This is a genomic window from Nostoc sp. ChiQUE01b, assembly GCF_034531255.1.
In the GTDB taxonomy this organism is placed as follows: Bacteria; Cyanobacteriota; Cyanobacteriia; order Cyanobacteriales; family Nostocaceae; genus Nostoc.
Genome location: NZ_JAVRBM010000045.1, coordinates 14,027 through 28,478, shown reverse-complemented (window position 1 = coordinate 28,478; position 14,452 = coordinate 14,027). Strand labels below are relative to the sequence as shown.

25 protein-coding genes are annotated in these 14,452 nt (G+C 45.3%); all 25 read left to right on the top strand.

Going from position 1 to position 14,452, the window contains the following annotated elements; translation table 11 throughout:
• Nucleotides 1-47 precede the first annotated feature (47 nt).
• The 25 genes from rplC (at nucleotide 48) to RMY63_RS25395 (ending at nucleotide 14,442) form a co-directional block, all read left to right on the top strand.
• Entirely contained in the window at nucleotides 48-680 is a 633-nt protein-coding gene (rplC, locus tag RMY63_RS25515) for a 50S ribosomal protein L3 (RefSeq protein ID WP_322731380.1), read from the top strand.
• 127 nt (nucleotides 681-807) lie between these two features.
• On the top strand, nucleotides 808-1,446 hold the full coding sequence (gene rplD / locus RMY63_RS25510) for a 50S ribosomal protein L4 (RefSeq protein WP_322731414.1): 639 nt from the start codon (nucleotides 808-810) through the stop codon (nucleotides 1,444-1,446).
• Nucleotides 1,439-1,753, top strand: coding sequence for a 50S ribosomal protein L23 (locus RMY63_RS25505; RefSeq protein WP_094328461.1), 315 nt, complete (start codon nucleotides 1,439-1,441; stop codon nucleotides 1,751-1,753). The genes rplD and RMY63_RS25505 overlap by 8 nt, the downstream gene beginning before the upstream one ends.
• 141 nt (nucleotides 1,754-1,894) lie before the next feature.
• A complete protein-coding gene (rplB, locus tag RMY63_RS25500; RefSeq protein ID WP_322731379.1) occupies nucleotides 1,895-2,758 on the top strand; it encodes a 50S ribosomal protein L2 in 864 nt (287 codons plus the stop codon).
• Nucleotides 2,759-2,871: 113 nt separating this feature from the next.
• Nucleotides 2,872-3,150: a 30S ribosomal protein S19 gene (rpsS, locus tag RMY63_RS25495; protein ID WP_012410721.1), complete on the top strand. Its 279-nt coding sequence runs from the start codon at nucleotides 2,872-2,874 to the stop codon at nucleotides 3,148-3,150.
• Between the two features lie 149 nt (nucleotides 3,151-3,299).
• Nucleotides 3,300-3,656 (top strand): 50S ribosomal protein L22, encoded by a 357-nt coding sequence (gene rplV / locus RMY63_RS25490; protein WP_322731378.1) that lies wholly within the window; start codon nucleotides 3,300-3,302, stop codon nucleotides 3,654-3,656.
• A 54-nt stretch (nucleotides 3,657-3,710) separates the two neighbouring features.
• Nucleotides 3,711-4,496, top strand: a complete 786-nt coding sequence (gene rpsC / locus RMY63_RS25485) for a 30S ribosomal protein S3 (protein WP_322731377.1) — start codon at nucleotides 3,711-3,713, stop codon at nucleotides 4,494-4,496.
• Between the two features lie 87 nt (nucleotides 4,497-4,583).
• Nucleotides 4,584-5,009 (top strand): 50S ribosomal protein L16, encoded by a 426-nt coding sequence (gene rplP / locus RMY63_RS25480; protein ID WP_069070775.1) that lies wholly within the window; start codon nucleotides 4,584-4,586, stop codon nucleotides 5,007-5,009.
• A gap of 3 nt (nucleotides 5,010-5,012) precedes the next feature.
• On the top strand, nucleotides 5,013-5,240 hold the full coding sequence (gene rpmC, locus RMY63_RS25475; protein WP_322731376.1) for a 50S ribosomal protein L29: 228 nt from the start codon (nucleotides 5,013-5,015) through the stop codon (nucleotides 5,238-5,240).
• Nucleotides 5,241-5,246: 6 nt separating this feature from the next.
• Entirely contained in the window at nucleotides 5,247-5,495 is a 249-nt protein-coding gene (gene rpsQ / locus RMY63_RS25470; protein ID WP_094349093.1) for a 30S ribosomal protein S17, read from the top strand.
• A 46-nt stretch (nucleotides 5,496-5,541) separates the two neighbouring features.
• The gene (gene rplN / locus RMY63_RS25465; RefSeq protein ID WP_099101129.1) at nucleotides 5,542-5,910 is read left to right on the top strand and encodes a 50S ribosomal protein L14; all 369 of its coding nucleotides are present in this window, start codon (nucleotides 5,542-5,544) and stop codon (nucleotides 5,908-5,910) included.
• On the top strand, nucleotides 5,910-6,263 hold the full coding sequence (rplX, locus tag RMY63_RS25460) for a 50S ribosomal protein L24 (RefSeq protein ID WP_322731375.1): 354 nt from the start codon (nucleotides 5,910-5,912) through the stop codon (nucleotides 6,261-6,263). Before rplN ends, rplX begins: the two co-directional genes overlap by 1 nt.
• Before the next feature lie 116 nt (nucleotides 6,264-6,379).
• Entirely contained in the window at nucleotides 6,380-6,940 is a 561-nt protein-coding gene (gene rplE / locus RMY63_RS25455) for a 50S ribosomal protein L5 (protein WP_322731374.1), read from the top strand.
• An 8-nt stretch (nucleotides 6,941-6,948) separates the two neighbouring features.
• Nucleotides 6,949-7,350: a 30S ribosomal protein S8 gene (rpsH, locus tag RMY63_RS25450; protein ID WP_094349096.1), complete on the top strand. Its 402-nt coding sequence runs from the start codon at nucleotides 6,949-6,951 to the stop codon at nucleotides 7,348-7,350.
• 127 nt (nucleotides 7,351-7,477) lie between these two features.
• A complete protein-coding gene (gene rplF / locus RMY63_RS25445) occupies nucleotides 7,478-8,026 on the top strand; it encodes a 50S ribosomal protein L6 (protein ID WP_322731373.1) in 549 nt (182 codons plus the stop codon).
• A gap of 2 nt (nucleotides 8,027-8,028) precedes the next feature.
• Nucleotides 8,029-8,391: a 50S ribosomal protein L18 gene (gene rplR, locus RMY63_RS25440; protein WP_109011929.1), complete on the top strand. Its 363-nt coding sequence runs from the start codon at nucleotides 8,029-8,031 to the stop codon at nucleotides 8,389-8,391.
• 119 nt (nucleotides 8,392-8,510) lie between these two features.
• The gene (gene rpsE / locus RMY63_RS25435) at nucleotides 8,511-9,038 is read left to right on the top strand and encodes a 30S ribosomal protein S5 (protein ID WP_012410709.1); all 528 of its coding nucleotides are present in this window, start codon (nucleotides 8,511-8,513) and stop codon (nucleotides 9,036-9,038) included.
• 99 nt (nucleotides 9,039-9,137) lie between these two features.
• A complete protein-coding gene (gene rplO, locus RMY63_RS25430) occupies nucleotides 9,138-9,581 on the top strand; it encodes a 50S ribosomal protein L15 (protein ID WP_322731372.1) in 444 nt (147 codons plus the stop codon).
• Between the two features lie 74 nt (nucleotides 9,582-9,655).
• Entirely contained in the window at nucleotides 9,656-10,966 is a 1,311-nt protein-coding gene (gene secY / locus RMY63_RS25425) for a preprotein translocase subunit SecY (protein WP_322731371.1), read from the top strand.
• A 2-nt stretch (nucleotides 10,967-10,968) separates the two neighbouring features.
• Nucleotides 10,969-11,523, top strand: a complete 555-nt coding sequence (locus RMY63_RS25420; RefSeq protein WP_322731370.1) for an adenylate kinase — start codon at nucleotides 10,969-10,971, stop codon at nucleotides 11,521-11,523.
• Nucleotides 11,524-11,781: 258 nt separating this feature from the next.
• On the top strand, nucleotides 11,782-12,006 hold the full coding sequence (gene infA / locus RMY63_RS25415) for a translation initiation factor IF-1 (RefSeq protein ID WP_006276978.1): 225 nt from the start codon (nucleotides 11,782-11,784) through the stop codon (nucleotides 12,004-12,006).
• Between the two features lie 117 nt (nucleotides 12,007-12,123).
• Nucleotides 12,124-12,237 carry a 50S ribosomal protein L36 gene (rpmJ, locus tag RMY63_RS25410; RefSeq protein WP_015129703.1) on the top strand — a complete coding sequence of 38 codons (114 nt, stop codon included), beginning with the start codon at nucleotides 12,124-12,126 and terminating at the stop codon, nucleotides 12,235-12,237.
• Nucleotides 12,238-12,352: 115 nt separating this feature from the next.
• Entirely contained in the window at nucleotides 12,353-12,733 is a 381-nt protein-coding gene (gene rpsM, locus RMY63_RS25405) for a 30S ribosomal protein S13 (protein ID WP_322731369.1), read from the top strand.
• A 54-nt stretch (nucleotides 12,734-12,787) separates the two neighbouring features.
• Complete coding sequence (rpsK, locus tag RMY63_RS25400; RefSeq protein ID WP_069070761.1) at nucleotides 12,788-13,183, top strand: 30S ribosomal protein S11; 396 nt, start codon at nucleotides 12,788-12,790, stop codon at nucleotides 13,181-13,183.
• A 311-nt stretch (nucleotides 13,184-13,494) separates the two neighbouring features.
• The gene (locus RMY63_RS25395) at nucleotides 13,495-14,442 is read left to right on the top strand and encodes a DNA-directed RNA polymerase subunit alpha (RefSeq protein WP_322731368.1); all 948 of its coding nucleotides are present in this window, start codon (nucleotides 13,495-13,497) and stop codon (nucleotides 14,440-14,442) included.
• Nucleotides 14,443-14,452: the final 10 nt, after the last annotated feature.

The window sequence follows — 14,452 nt, the reverse complement described above, 5'->3', positions numbered from 1 at the left end:
TAGAGTCCAATTCCAAGGTCAGCAAGTAGAAAGGAGAACCAGTTACTGTGTCTGTAGGTATTCTCGGCACCAAGCTGGGCATGACCCAAATATTTGACGAAGCAGGAGTAGCTATTCCTGTAACTGTCATTCAAGCAGGGCCATGCACCGTTACACAAGTTAAAACGAAAGAAACCGACGGTTACTTTGCGATTCAAGTTGGTTATGGCGAAGTCAAACCCAAGGCACTAAACAGACCACTACTGGGTCATTTGGCTAAATCATCTGCCCCAGCATTGCGTCACCTAAATGAATATCACACCGATCGCTCTAATGATTATGCTTTAGGTCAAGAGATTAAAGCAGATATTTTTAGCGCTGGTCAAATTGTCGATGTCGTCGGTACAAGCATCGGTCGCGGCTTTGCGGGAAACCAGAAGCGCAACAACTTTGGTCGCGGGCCAATGTCACACGGTTCCAAAAACCACAGAGCACCCGGTTCTATTGGTGCTGGTACAACACCCGGTCGTGTCTATCCAGGTAAGCGGATGGCAGGGCGTTTAGGTGGAAAACGTATTACAATCCGCAAACTGACCATAGTGCGAGTTGACCCAGAACGCAACTTATTGCTAATTAAGGGAGCCATTCCTGGTAAACCAGGCGCTTTAGTAAGTGTTGTGCCAGCAAAAATAGTGGGATAGTTAAAAGTCATTAGTCAGTAGAGACGCGATTAATCGTGTCTGTACAATGGTCATTAGTCGATTGGTTAAAGGACAAAGGACAAATGACAAATGACAAATGACAAAGGACAAAGGACAAATAACAAAGATGGTTGAAAGCGTAGTTAAAAATTGGCAAGGAGAACAGGTCGGCGAGACGACCTTCGAGTTGCGCACTGCCAAGGAAGAAACAGCGTCTCATATTGTGCACCGCGCCTTAGTACGGCAATTAACCAATGCTCGTCAAGGCAATGCCAGCACAAAAACTCGTTCAGAAGTCAGAGGTGGCGGTCGTAAACCTTGGCGGCAAAAAGGTACTGGTCGCGCTCGTGCAGGGTCTATTCGTTCACCATTGTGGCGTGGTGGTGGTGTGATCTTTGGGCCAAAGCCCAGAGACTTCGACCTGAAGTTGAACCGCAAAGAGCGACGTTTAGCACTGCGGACAGCATTTGTCAGCCGCATTGACGACTTGATCGTAGTAGAAGAATTTAGCACCGAGCTATCTCGCCCAAAGACTAAAGAATTAGTGGCCGCGCTTGCCCGTTGGGGAGTAGCACCAGAAACCAAATCACTGTTAATTTTGTCTGAAATTGCGGGTACAGATAACGTTTATTTATCAGCCCGCAATATTGAAAATTTAAAACTAATTGCAGCCGACCAGTTAAATGTTTTTGATTTACTGCACGCTGACAAAATTGTAGTTACGGCATCAGCCCTAGAAAAAATTCAGGAGGTCTACAGTGCCTAGCTTTGACCCCCGCGACCTTGCCGATTTAGTACGTCGCCCAATCGTCACCGAGAAAGCGACCATTTTGATGGAGCAAAACAAGTACACCTTTGAAGTAATTCCAAAGGCATCTAAGCCAGAAATCAAGGCTGCGATCGAAGACTTATTTCAGGTCAAGGTTGTAAAAGTTAACACCACCTTACCACCGCGCAAAAAGCGGCGCGTTGGTAAATTTATTGGTTATAAACCCCAATATAAGCGAGCCATTGTCACCGTCGCACCTGGGGATGAAGAAAAGATTAGACAAGTTCTATTCCCAGAAGTCTAGGAATTTTAGATTTTAGATTTTAGATTGAGGAGTTTACTCAATCAAGTCCCAAAAATGGACGTAATTAATTAAACACTCATTAAATCCAAAATCCAAAATTCAAAATCCAAAATTAAGTAAATCCAAAATCCAAAATAGATTATGGGTACTCGTTCTTATCGCCCTTATACCCCCAGCACTCGCCAAGTTACAGTCTCTGACTTTGCGGAAATTACAAAAACCGAGCCAGAGAAATCTTTAACAACCTCGAAGCATCGCGCCAAAGGTCGGAATAATCACGGGCGGATTACTAGTCGTCGCCGGGGTGGCGGACACAAACAGCTTTACCGGATCATCGATTTTAAAAGGGATAAACATAATGTTCCTGCCAAAGTCGCAGCGATTGAATACGATCCTAATCGCAATGCCCGAATTGCTCTTTTGTATTACCAAGACGGCGAAAAACGGTACATCCTCCACCCCAACGGTTTGAAAGTTGGAACAATAGTTATTGCTGGGCCTGAAGCACCCTTTGAAGACGGTAATGCCTTACCGCTCTCAAAGATTCCCTTGGGTACTAGTGTTCACAATGTAGAATTCACTCCTGGTAAAGGTGGTCAAATTGTCCGGGCTGCTGGTGCTAGCGCCCAAGTCGTGGCAAAAGAAGGTAATTATGTAACTCTCAAGTTGCCTTCAGGAGAAGTCCGTTTGATTCGACGCGAGTGCTACGCCACTATTGGGCAAGTAGGCAACACCGATGCGAGAAACCTGAGTGCAGGTAAAGCCGGACGAAATCGCTGGAAAGGTCGCCGTCCTAAAGTTAGAGGTAGCGTCATGAACCCAGTGGATCACCCACATGGTGGTGGTGAAGGGAGAGCGCCTATCGGGAGATCGGGGCCTGTTACACCTTGGGGTAAACCCACATTGGGTGCGAAGACACGCAATCGCAAGAAACTTAGCAGCAAGTTGATTGTGCGTCGTCGTCGTAAGTCTTCTAAACGCGGTCGTGGTGGTCGTGAATCTTAAAAAGTTAGGAGTTAAGAGTTATAAGTTGAGAGTAAAATCTAACTCCTAACTCCTCACTCCTAACTCCTCACTCCTAATTCCTCACTCCTAATTCCTAAATCCAAAATTAAATTATGGGTCGTTCTCTAAAAAAAGGTCCTTTTGTTGCGGATCATCTTCTAAAGAAAATTGAAAAGCTCAATGACAACAACAGAAAAGAAGTTATTAAAACTTGGTCACGAGCTTCGACAATTTTGCCTTTAATGGTAGGTCATACCATAGCTGTTCACAACGGACGCCAACACGTTCCCGTTTTTGTAAATGAACAGATGGTAGGACACAAGTTGGGCGAATTTGCCCCGACACGTACCTACAGGGGTCATGGAAAAAGCGACAAAAAAGCAGGTAGGTAATTATTAGTCATTGGTCATTTGTCATTGGTGAGCCAGTGCGGTGTTGGGGGTTTCCCCCATGAGCAACTGGCTCACCCGAAGGGTCATTAGCTATTAGCTTTCGACAAAGGACAAAAGATAAAAGATGAAGGACAAAATTGGAGAAAATTATGGCTAATAATACTACTGAAGTAAAAGCGATCGCTCGTTTTATCCGCATCTCGGCTTACAAAGTGCGTCGAGTCCTCGATCAAATCCGGGGGCGATCGTACCGGGAAGCGTTAATCATCCTGGAGTTTATGCCCTATCGCGCCACTGAACCCATATTGAAGGTTCTCAGAAGCGCTGCTGCCAATGCCGAACATAACGCTGGGTTAGATCGGACTCAACTTGTGATTACTCAGGCTTATGCCGATCAAGGGCCGCCGTTGAAGCGGTTTCAGCCAAGAGCGCAAGGTCGAGCTTACCAAATTCGCAAACCGACGTGTCATATTACTGTAGCTGTTGCAGCCGCCCCAGAAAAATAAGCTTTTTTTACAGGAATAAATTGCGTAAAGTCAGAAATTTTAGAGGAAGCATTCGTGGGACAAAAGATTCATCCAGTTGGTTTTCGCCTGGGTATTACACATGAACATCAATCCCGTTGGTTTGCTGTTCCCGATCGCTATCCAGAACTTCTCCAAGAAGACCACAAACTCCGTCAATACATAGAACAAAAGTTGGGTAGACAGGCTCAAAACAACGCCGGAATTTCCGAAGTGCGGATTGAGCGCAAAGCTGACCAAATCGACTTAGAAGTACGCACAGCTAGACCAGGCGTAGTAGTAGGCCGCGGTGGACAAGGTATTGAATCCTTACGTACCGGACTCCAAGGACTGTTGGGTAGTAATCGCCAAATTCGCATTAACGTAGTTGAAATTCAACGGGTTGATGCTGATGCCTACCTAATTGCCGAATACATTGCTCAACAATTGGAACGTCGGGTTTCCTTTCGACGAGTAGTGCGGCAATCGATTCAACGTGCCCAACGCGCTGGTGTCCAAGGTATTAAAATCCAAGTTAGCGGTCGCCTCAACGGTGCGGAAATTGCTCGGACAGAGTGGACTCGTGAAGGTAGAGTACCTTTACATACCTTACGGGCTGACATTGACTACTCTTATTGCACAGCAAAAACTGTTTACGGCATTTTGGGTATTAAAGTATGGGTGTTTAAGGGAGAAATTATTCCTGGACAGGAAGAAACTCCGTTACCACCAGCAAGCCGCGAACGCGATCGCGGTGATCGCGGCGAACGCGATCGCGATCCCCGTCGCCGTCAACAACAACGTCGTCGCCAGCAATTTGAAGACCGCTCAAATGAAGGGTAAATCGTCATTAGTCATTAGTCATTAGTCATTAGTAAATGGCAGATGACAAATGACAAAGGACAAATGACAAAGGACAAATGACAAACCATGTTAAGCCCTAGAAGAACTAAATTCCGCAAACAACAGCGCGGACGAATGGAGGGACTAGCCAGCCGTGGCAGCACCCTTAACTTCGGTGATTTTGCACTCCAAGCGCAAGAACCTGCTTGGATTACCTCGCGTCAAATCGAGGCTTCCCGTCGAGCAATGACTCGTTATATTCGTCGGGGTGGACAAATCTGGATTCGGATTTTCCCTGATAAACCTGTAACCATGCGTCCTGCTGAAACCCGGATGGGTTCCGGTAAAGGTAATCCAGAGTTTTGGGTAGCTGTAGTCAAGCCAGGACGGATTTTGTTTGAAATCGGTGGAGTTTCTGAAGAAATCGCCCGTGAAGCGATGCGTTTGGCTTCATTTAAACTGCCCATCAAAACCAAGTTTATTGTGCGCTCTCAACCACAGGAGCAGGAGTAGCTTATGCCTCTTCCCAAGATTTCAGAAGCTAGAGAATTAAGTGACGAGAAACTCTCTGATGAAATTGTCGCGATCAAAAGACAACTATTTCAGTTGCGCTTGCAAAAAGCCACCAGACAATTAGAAAAGCCCCACCAGTTCCGACAAATGCGCCACCGCCTAGCCCAATTGCTGACGGTAGAAACAGAACGCAAACGGGCAGCAAGTCAATCGGCTAAAGAAAAAAAGTAGGAGATTATGGCAGTTAAAGAACGAGTTGGCTTGGTAGTGAGCGATAAAATGCAAAAAACTGTGGTAGTCGCCATAGAAAACCGCGCTCCTCACCCCAAGTACGGCAAGATTGTAGTCAACACCCAACGATATAAAGTTCACGACGAAGAAAATCAGTGTAAAGTAGGCGATCGCGTTCGCATTCAGGAAACTAGACCCCTGAGTAAAACCAAGCGCTGGAAAATCACAGAAGTCCTGAACGTCAAGCCTACTTAAACCTCATCGTTGTTAGAAATTAACAACATTACAAGGGAAAATAATTGTGATTCAACCCCAGACTTACCTGAATGTTGCAGATAATAGCGGCGCCCGCAAGCTGATGTGCATCCGCATCTTGGGTGGAGGCAACCGTCGTTATGGTTTTATCGGCGATAAAATTATTGCAGTTGTCAAAGATGCTACACCCAACATGGCTGTAAAAAAGTCTGATGTTGTGGAAGCAGTAATTGTTCGGACTCGGAAGGCTGTAAATCGTGACAGCGGCATGAGCATTCGCTTTGATGATAACGCTGCTGTAATCATCAATAAAGACGGTAATCCCAGAGGCACACGGGTTTTTGGCCCAGTTGCCCGGGAACTGCGCGATAAAAACTTTACCAAAATTGTTTCTCTGGCTCCGGAGGTGCTTTAATGGCAACCAAACAGGGTACGCCCAAAGTATTCCACAAAATGCATGTCAAAACTGGCGACACCGTACAAGTGATTGCTGGCAAAGACAAAGGAAAAGTTGGTGAAATTATCCAAGCACTTCCCCAACTGAGTAAAGTCATCGTCAAAGGTGTCAACATTAAAACCAAGCACGTCAAACCCCAGCAAGAAGGGGAATCAGGGCGAATTGTTACCCAAGAATTCCCGATTCATAGCTCAAACGTGATGCTTTATTCCACCAAGCAAAACGTTGCCAGTCGTGTTGGTTATACCTTTACCTCAGAAGGCAAAAAGGTCAGAAAACTCAAGAAAACTGGCGAAATTCTGGATAAATAGTTAGAAGTTAGGAATTAAGAGTTAGGAATTAAATTTAACTCATAACTCATAACTCATAACTCATAACTTATAACTTTGTTCCCTGACCAAGCCCAGGGATATCAGGACAAAAAACTATGGCGACAACAAGACTCAAAACCTTATATCAAGAGACAATCGTCCCCAAACTGATCAATCAGTTTCAATATACCAACGTTCATCAAGTACCGAAGTTGGTAAAGGTTACGATTAACCGAGGTTTGGGTGAAGCGGCTCAAAATGCGAAGGCGCTGGAAGCATCCATAAACGAAATTTCAGTGATCACTGGTCAAAAACCAGTGGTGACACGGGCGAAAAAGGCGATCGCTGGCTTTAAGATTCGTCAAGGGATGCCTGTGGGAATCATGGTGACACTCAGAGCTGAACGGATGTATGCCTTTTTCGACCGATTAGTTAGCTTGTCACTACCCAGAATTCGAGATTTTCGCGGCGTTAGCCCTAAAAGCTTTGACGGACGCGGTAACTATACTCTGGGTGTCAGAGAACAGTTAATTTTTCCAGAAGTCGAATACGACAGCATCGATCAAGTGCGTGGTCTGGATATTTCCATCATTACCACAGCAACAAACGACGAAGAGGGACGCGCCTTACTTAAAGAATTAGGAATGCCCTTTCGCGATCAAGAAGTTCATCTATAGAGGGAACGATGGCGGCTAACGACACAATTGCAGATATGCTGACGCGCATCCGCAATGCCAACCTGGCGCGGCATCAAACTACACAAGTGCCAGCGACAAAATTGACCCGGAGCATTGCCAAAGTGCTACGGGAGGAAGGCTTTATTGCTGAAATCGAAGAAGCAGAAGAAGGGGTAAAACGCAATCTGGTGATTTCCCTGAAATACAAGGGTAAAAACCGTCAGCCTCTGATCACCGCCTTAAAGCGAGTGAGTAAGCCTGGCTTGCGTGTTTATTCCAATCGAAAAGAATTACCAAGGGTACTAGGCGGTATTGGCATTGCCATTATTTCTACATCCAGTGGCATTATGACTGACCGCGAAGCGCGGCGTCAGAACTTGGGTGGCGAAGTACTTTGTTACGTTTGGTAGTCATTGGTCATTGGTCATTTGTCATTAGTCATTTGTCATTGGTCATTTGTCTTAGCAAAGGACAAATAACAAAGGACAAATAACAAAAGACAAATAACAAAGGACAAATAACAAAGGACAAAAAGTCATGTCTCGTATTGGGAAACGTCCAATTACTATTCCCGCCAAAGTTCAAGTGGCGATCGATGGTACGAATATTGTGGTGAAAGGGCCCAAAGGAGAACTTTCTCGCACTCTAGCAGCGAATGTCTCACTCTCTCAAGAGGGAGAAATATTACAGGTAAATCGTCGGGATGAAACTCGTACCTCAAAGCAACTGCACGGCTTGAGTCGTACTTTAGTTGCCAACATGGTCGAGGGAGTTTCTCAAGGTTTTCAGCGCCGTTTGGAAATTCAAGGTGTTGGTTATCGGGCACAAGTTCAAGGACGTAACCTAGTTTTAAATATGGGTTATAGCCATCAAATTCAAATTGAACCGCCAGAAGGGATTCAGTTTGCTGTAGAAGGTACTACTAATGTTATTGTCAGCGGCTATGACAAAGAAATTGTAGGTAACACAGCCGCCAAAATTCGTGCTGTTCGTCCACCAGAACCTTACAAAGGTAAAGGCATTCGCTATGCCGGTGAAGTGGTCAGACGGAAAGCTGGTAAGACTGGTAAGGGTGGTAAGAAGTAGAAATGAAACTTACTCGTAGAGAATCAAAAAACCGTCGTCATCGACGCGTTCGCGGCAAGGTTATTGGCTCCCCAGAACGTCCGCGTTTAGCGGTATTTCGTTCTAATGAGCATATTTATGCCCAGGTAATTGATGATACTCAGCATCAAACCATCGTGGCTGCATCGACTGTAGAACCAGAGTTGAAATCTAGTTTAGCGTCAGGTGCAAACCGCGATGCATCAGTGCAAGTTGGCAAGTTGATCGCAGTGCGATCGCTAGAAAAAGGTATCACCAAAGTAGTCTTCGATCGCGGTGGTAACTTATATCATGGTCGTGTCAAAGCACTAGCTGATGCAGCACGCGAAGCTGGTTTAGATTTCTAAAGTCATTGGTCATTAGTCATTGGTCATTGGTCGTTTGCAAAGGACAACTGACAAAGGACAACTGACAAATGACAAAAGACAAATGACAAAGAACAAATGACATTAAAAGAGCATAAGTTATGGCAACAGAGCGTAAAAGTAGAACAAAGCGGGCCAAAAAAGAAGAAACTACTTGGCAAGAGCGGGTTATCCAAATCCGACGCGTAAGTAAAGTGGTCAAAGGTGGTAAAAAACTCAGCTTCCGAGCGATCGTTGTCGTTGGTAACGAACGCGGTCAAGTTGGTGTCGGAGTAGGCAAAGCCTCAGATGTAATTGGTGCCGTTAAAAAAGGCGTAGCCGACGGTAAAAAACACCTCATTGATATCCCAATCACCAAATCCAACTCCATCCCCCATCCCATTGATGGTGTCGGTGGCGGTGCAAAAGTAATTATGCGTCCAGCCGCACCTGGTACTGGGGTAATTGCGGGTGGTGCTGTGCGAACTGTGTTGGAATTAGCAGGAGTTCGTAACGTTTTAGCCAAACAACTAGGCTCCAACAATCCGCTCAATAATGCTAGAGCCGCAGTTAATGCTTTATCTACACTGCGTACCCTTTCTGAAGTCGCCGAAGATCGCGGTATTCCTATTCAAAATCTCTACATCTAACTAGTCATTTGTCCTTAGTCAGTAGTCCTTTGTTTTGAACAAATGACAAACGACAATGACAAATGACAAATGACAAATGACAAATGACATTTTTAGCTTATGAGACTCCATGATGTTAAGCCGCAAAAAGGCTCAAAGAAACGCAAGCGCCGTGTAGCCAGAGGTATTTCTGCTGGTCAAGGTGCTAGTGCTGGTCTAGGTATGCGGGGTCAAAAATCTCGCTCTGGTAGTGGAACTCGACCAGGTTTTGAAGGTGGTCAACAGCCATTGTACCGCCGCTTACCTAAGCTGAAGGGCTTTCCGATTATTAATCAGAAGATTTACACTACGATTAATGTAGAGAAGCTAGCCTCCCTTCCCGCGAATACGGAAGTAACTTTGACCTCATTGAAAGCCGCAGGTATCCTGACTGCTGTCAAAGGGCCATTGAAAATTTTAGGTAACGGGGAATTGAGCATTCCGCTCAAAGTACAAGCGGCAGCTTTCACAGGTTCAGCTCGTAGCAAAATTGAGGCAGCTGGGGGGAGTTGTGAAGTCTTATGAGTGAGCCGGAACAGCGCACTTAAATGCAAGCCAACTCGCTGCCAGTGCTTGGTTCACTATAAAGGTAGCACTCTATGATCAGTCGAGATAAAGCCCCAACGGCTCAAGAAACTTTTATGCAGATGGCACAGGCAGCTGGCCTCAGAGGTAGGTTGCTTGTCACTGTCGGTATTTTGATTTTGGTTCGCCTGGGTATCTTCTTACCCGTACCAGGGATTGATAGACCGAGATTTGCCGAAGCCATATCGGGGAGTAATTCTATATTCGGCTTATTGGATATATTTTCCGGGCGAGGACTTTCGACTTTGGGAGTCTTTGCTTTAGGGATTTTGCCCTTCATTAATGCGTCTATTATCATTCAATTGCTCACCGCAGCGATTCCATCTTTAGAAAATTTACAGAAAAATGAAGGGGAAGCTGGTCGGCGAAAAATATCGCAAATTACCCGCTATGTCACTGTAGGTTGGGCAATTCTACAAAGTACAGCTTTTTCGGCATTATTCCTCCAGCAATTCGCCTTAAAGCCAGGGCCGATCTTCGTAGCTGAAACTGCGATCGCTCTGACTGCTGGTTCAATGTTCGTCATGTGGGCATCGGAACTGATTACAGAACGGGGCATTGGGAACGGAGCATCATTGTTGATTTTTGTCAACATTGTTGCCTCATTACCAAAAGCTTTGGGTGATACCATCGACTTGGTACAAGTCGGCGGTCGGGAAACAGTGGGTCGGGTGATCGTGCTGATCTTAGTTTTCCTAGCAACAATTGTTGGTATTGTGATTGTCCAAGAAGGAATGCGCCGCATCCCAATTATTTCGGCACGCCGCCAAGTAGGTCGGCGAGTTTTGGCAGAGCAACGTAGCTATCTGCCTCTGCGGCTAAATCAAGGCGGCGTGATGCCAATTATTTTTGCTGCTGCCATCCTCAGTTTGCCACTGCTGATCGCCAATTTTACTAAAAATCCCGAATTGGCGAATATAGTTAACACTTATTTGAGTCCAGGCGGTTCTAGCTCCTGGGTCTATGCCTTGGTATACATGGTTTCCATCATTTTCTTCAGCTACTTCTATTCTTCGTTGATTCTCAACCCGGTAGATGTGGCACAGAACTTGAAGAAAATGGGTTCTAGTATTCCTGGCATTCGTCCCGGTAAGGCAACTAGCGAGTATATCGAACGCGTTTCCAACCGACTCACTTTTTTAGGTGCGATCTTTTTGGGCTTTGTTGCTATTATCCCTACCGCCGTGGAAAGCGCTTTGAATGTGAAAACTTTCCAGGGAATAGGTGCGACCTCTTTGTTAATTTTAGTTGGTGTGGCAATTGAGACAGCCAAACAAGTCCAAACTTATGTCATCTCTCAGCGCTATGAAGGAATGGTGAAATAATAGTGACGCGATTAATCTTCTTGGGGCCACCTGGAGCGGGTAAAGGAACACAAGCTCAAACCTTGGCTGAACACTTGAATATTCCCCATATTTCTACTGGTGAAATATTAAGACAAGCCATGAAAGAGCAGACTCCTTTAGGAATCAAAGCTCAAAGCTATGTTGATAGCGGCGAGTTAGTACCCGACCAGCTAGTGCAGGACTTGGTACAGGAGCGCTTCAATCAACCAGATGCCAAAAATGGTTGGATTCTTGATGGATTTCCCCGGAAAGTGACCCAAGCAGCTTTTCTGGAGAAGTTACTGGAAGCAATACATCAAGGTGGCGAAAGGGTAGTCAATTTAGATGCACCAGATGAAATTGTGATCGCACGTTTGCTAGCTAGAGGACGAAAAGATGATACCGAAGAGGTGATTCGTCGTCGTTTAGAAGTGTACCGCGCTGAAACTGCACCTTTAATTGATTATTACGGCGATCGCCAAAAACTCCTAACAGTTAATGGCAATCAGTCCCAAGAAGATGTCACTGGTGAACTGCAAAAGGTAATTAATTGCTGACTGAAAAAGAGGGGGAGGGGATGAGGGGAATGAGGGAGATGAGGGAGTGACGGAGTGAGGGAATTAGAAACAAGAATTAATAACCAATGCCCCATGCCCAATGCCCAATGCCCCATGCCCCATGCCTCTTTACCAAAAAAAAGAGCAATTTTAGCTAAGATATATTAATAAACTGTTGATATATTTCTTAAAATGTGTTCTTTTGCAGATGAAGCGCTGCAACTGAACACGAAATTGTTGAGTTGAGGAAAAAACAAATTGTCTAAACAAGATTTGATTGAAATGGAAGGCACGGTTACAGAATCCTTGCCCAATGCGATGTTTCGCGTTGACTTGGACAATGGTTTTAACGTGCTAGCTCACATTTCCGGCAAGATTCGCCGAAATTATATCAAGATTTTGCCCGGCGATCGCGTCAAGGTGGAATTAACCCCCTACGACTTGACCAAAGGCAGAATTACCTATCGACTACGAAAGAAGTAAGTATATGTAGAGAATTTTACCATAAAACCATTTTTTTGACTGTTTACTAGTCATTTAACTGGATTAATTTTCCTAGAAATGCTATAATCTTATATTTGGAGTCAAAAAATAAAAGGCATGAAAGTTAGAGCCTCAGTCAAGAAAATTTGTGAAAAGTGTAACGTGATCAAACGTCGTGGTCGCGTTATGGTGATTTGCGTGAACCCCAAGCACAAACAACGTCAAGGATAACAATCTTACCAACAGAGTCAGTTGTAACACGCATATCATCATTAAAACGAAAAGACGCGATTAATCACGTTTTTCCAACCAATAGTAATTGCGAAAACAATAGGGAGAGTTCATTGTGGCACGGATTGCCGGAGTAGACCTTCCACGCGATAAGCGCGTCGAGATCGGTCTGACTTACATCTACGGAATTGGATTATCACGCTCTCAAGAAATTATAGCGGCTACAGGTGTGAACCCAGACACCCGCGTTAAGGACTTAAGTGATGCTGATGTGACAGCCCTACGAGGGGAAATAGAAACCAACTATCAAGTTGAAGGCGACTTGCGGCGCTTGGAGGGTTTGAACATCAAGCGCTTAGTTGACATTGGTACCTACAGAGGTCGTCGTCATCGTATGGGCTTACCAGTCAGAGGCCAAAGAACTCGCACAAATGCCAGAACCCGTAGAGGCAGAAGGCAGACAGTGGCTGGGAAGAAGAAGGCTCCAGGGAAATAATTTTGCAACGCTTGCTAATCCGAGCAAGTTTTACCTTAAATCAACTAAACAAGTATGGCGAGACAACCAACTAAAAAAACCGGGAGCAAGAAGCAGAAACGGAATGTACCCAGTGGAATGGCCTACATCCAGTCTACTTTCAACAATAGCATTGTCACCATTACCGATCAAAATGGAGATGTCATCTCCTGGGCTAGCGCTGGTTCTAGCGGTTTTAAGGGAGCAAAAAAGGGGACTCCCTTTGCAGCGCAAACCGCAGCTGAAAGTGCAGCTCGCCGAGCTATAGATCAAGGAATGCGCCAAATCGAGGTAATGGTCAGTGGGCCAGGAGCAGGTAGAGAAACCGCTATTCGGGCACTCCAAGGAGCAGGGCTGGAAATTACACTGATTCGGGATATTACCCCGATTCCTCACAATGGTTGTCGTCCACCCAAGCGCCGTCGAGTTTAAATACCAAGACTTGGGCAGTGAGGACGAAAAGTTACAGCCTAGTAATGACCGCTTGAGCGTCTAACGTGCAAACTGTCATTGATTCAAAGCTTGGGCCACCAGAAGCACGTCAGATTTTCCCGCTGGAAAAGCTGTTAATCTTCGGGCTACCCAAAATATTATTAGCGCCTGCAAGTGAAATAGAAGTATCAAAGTATACTATATTTTTATATTAATAGTTTGATATACCTATAATCTACAGGACATAAATTCAATTCGGGAGGCAATTGATTTGTCTGCTAGCAGCACCTTAGAAAAAGGGAGGCTCATCCGTGGCGCAGTTTCAAATTGAATGTGTAGAGTCAAATACCGAAGAAAGTCGGAACCATTACAGTAAATTTGTTCTAGAACCTCTAGAACGCGGTCAAGGAACAACTGTTGGCAACGCACTCCGGCGGGTTTTACTGTCTAATCTAGAAGGTACATCAGTTACAGCAGTGCGGATTGCAGGCGTTTCACATGAGTTTGCTACAGTTCCGGGCGTGCGGGAAGATGTGCTGGAAATCCTCATGAGAATGAAGGAAGTTATCCTGAAAAACTATTCTTCGCAGCCCCAGATTGGTAGATTACTCGTTAGCGGCCCAGCAACAATCACTGCGGCACATTTTGATTTACCCAGTGAAGTAGAAGTCATCGATCCTACCCAGTATGTAGCCACCATCGCTGAGGGTGGAAAGCTGGAAATGGAATTTCGGATTGAGAAAGGCAAAGGCTATCGTACCGTAGAGCGAGGACGCGAGGAAGCCACATCGTTGGATTTTCTCCAAATCGACTCGATATTTATGCCTGTGCGAAAAGTCAACTACAGTGTTGAAGAATCTCGTGGGGAAGGCTTGATTCCAAAAGACCGACTACTGTTGGAAGTTTGGACAAATGGCAGTATTTCCCCTCAAGAAGCACTATCTTCGGCCGCTGCAATATTGGTAGATTTATTCAACCCGTTGAAAGATATCTCTCTAGAACCAACAGACACAGGTTCGGATATTCCAGACGACCCAACTGCTCAGATACCCATCGAGGAGTTGCAACTTTCTGTGCGGGCATATAACTGTCTCAAACGGGCACAAGTTAACTCTGTGGCAGATTTGTTGGATTATACCCAAGAAGACCTCTTAGAAATTAAGAACTTTGGGCAGAAGTCAGCAGAAGAAGTTGTAGAAGCTTTGCAGCGACGCTTGGGCATCACCCTGCCAATGGAAAGAGGCTCGAAACACCCTTAAGAAAAACCGT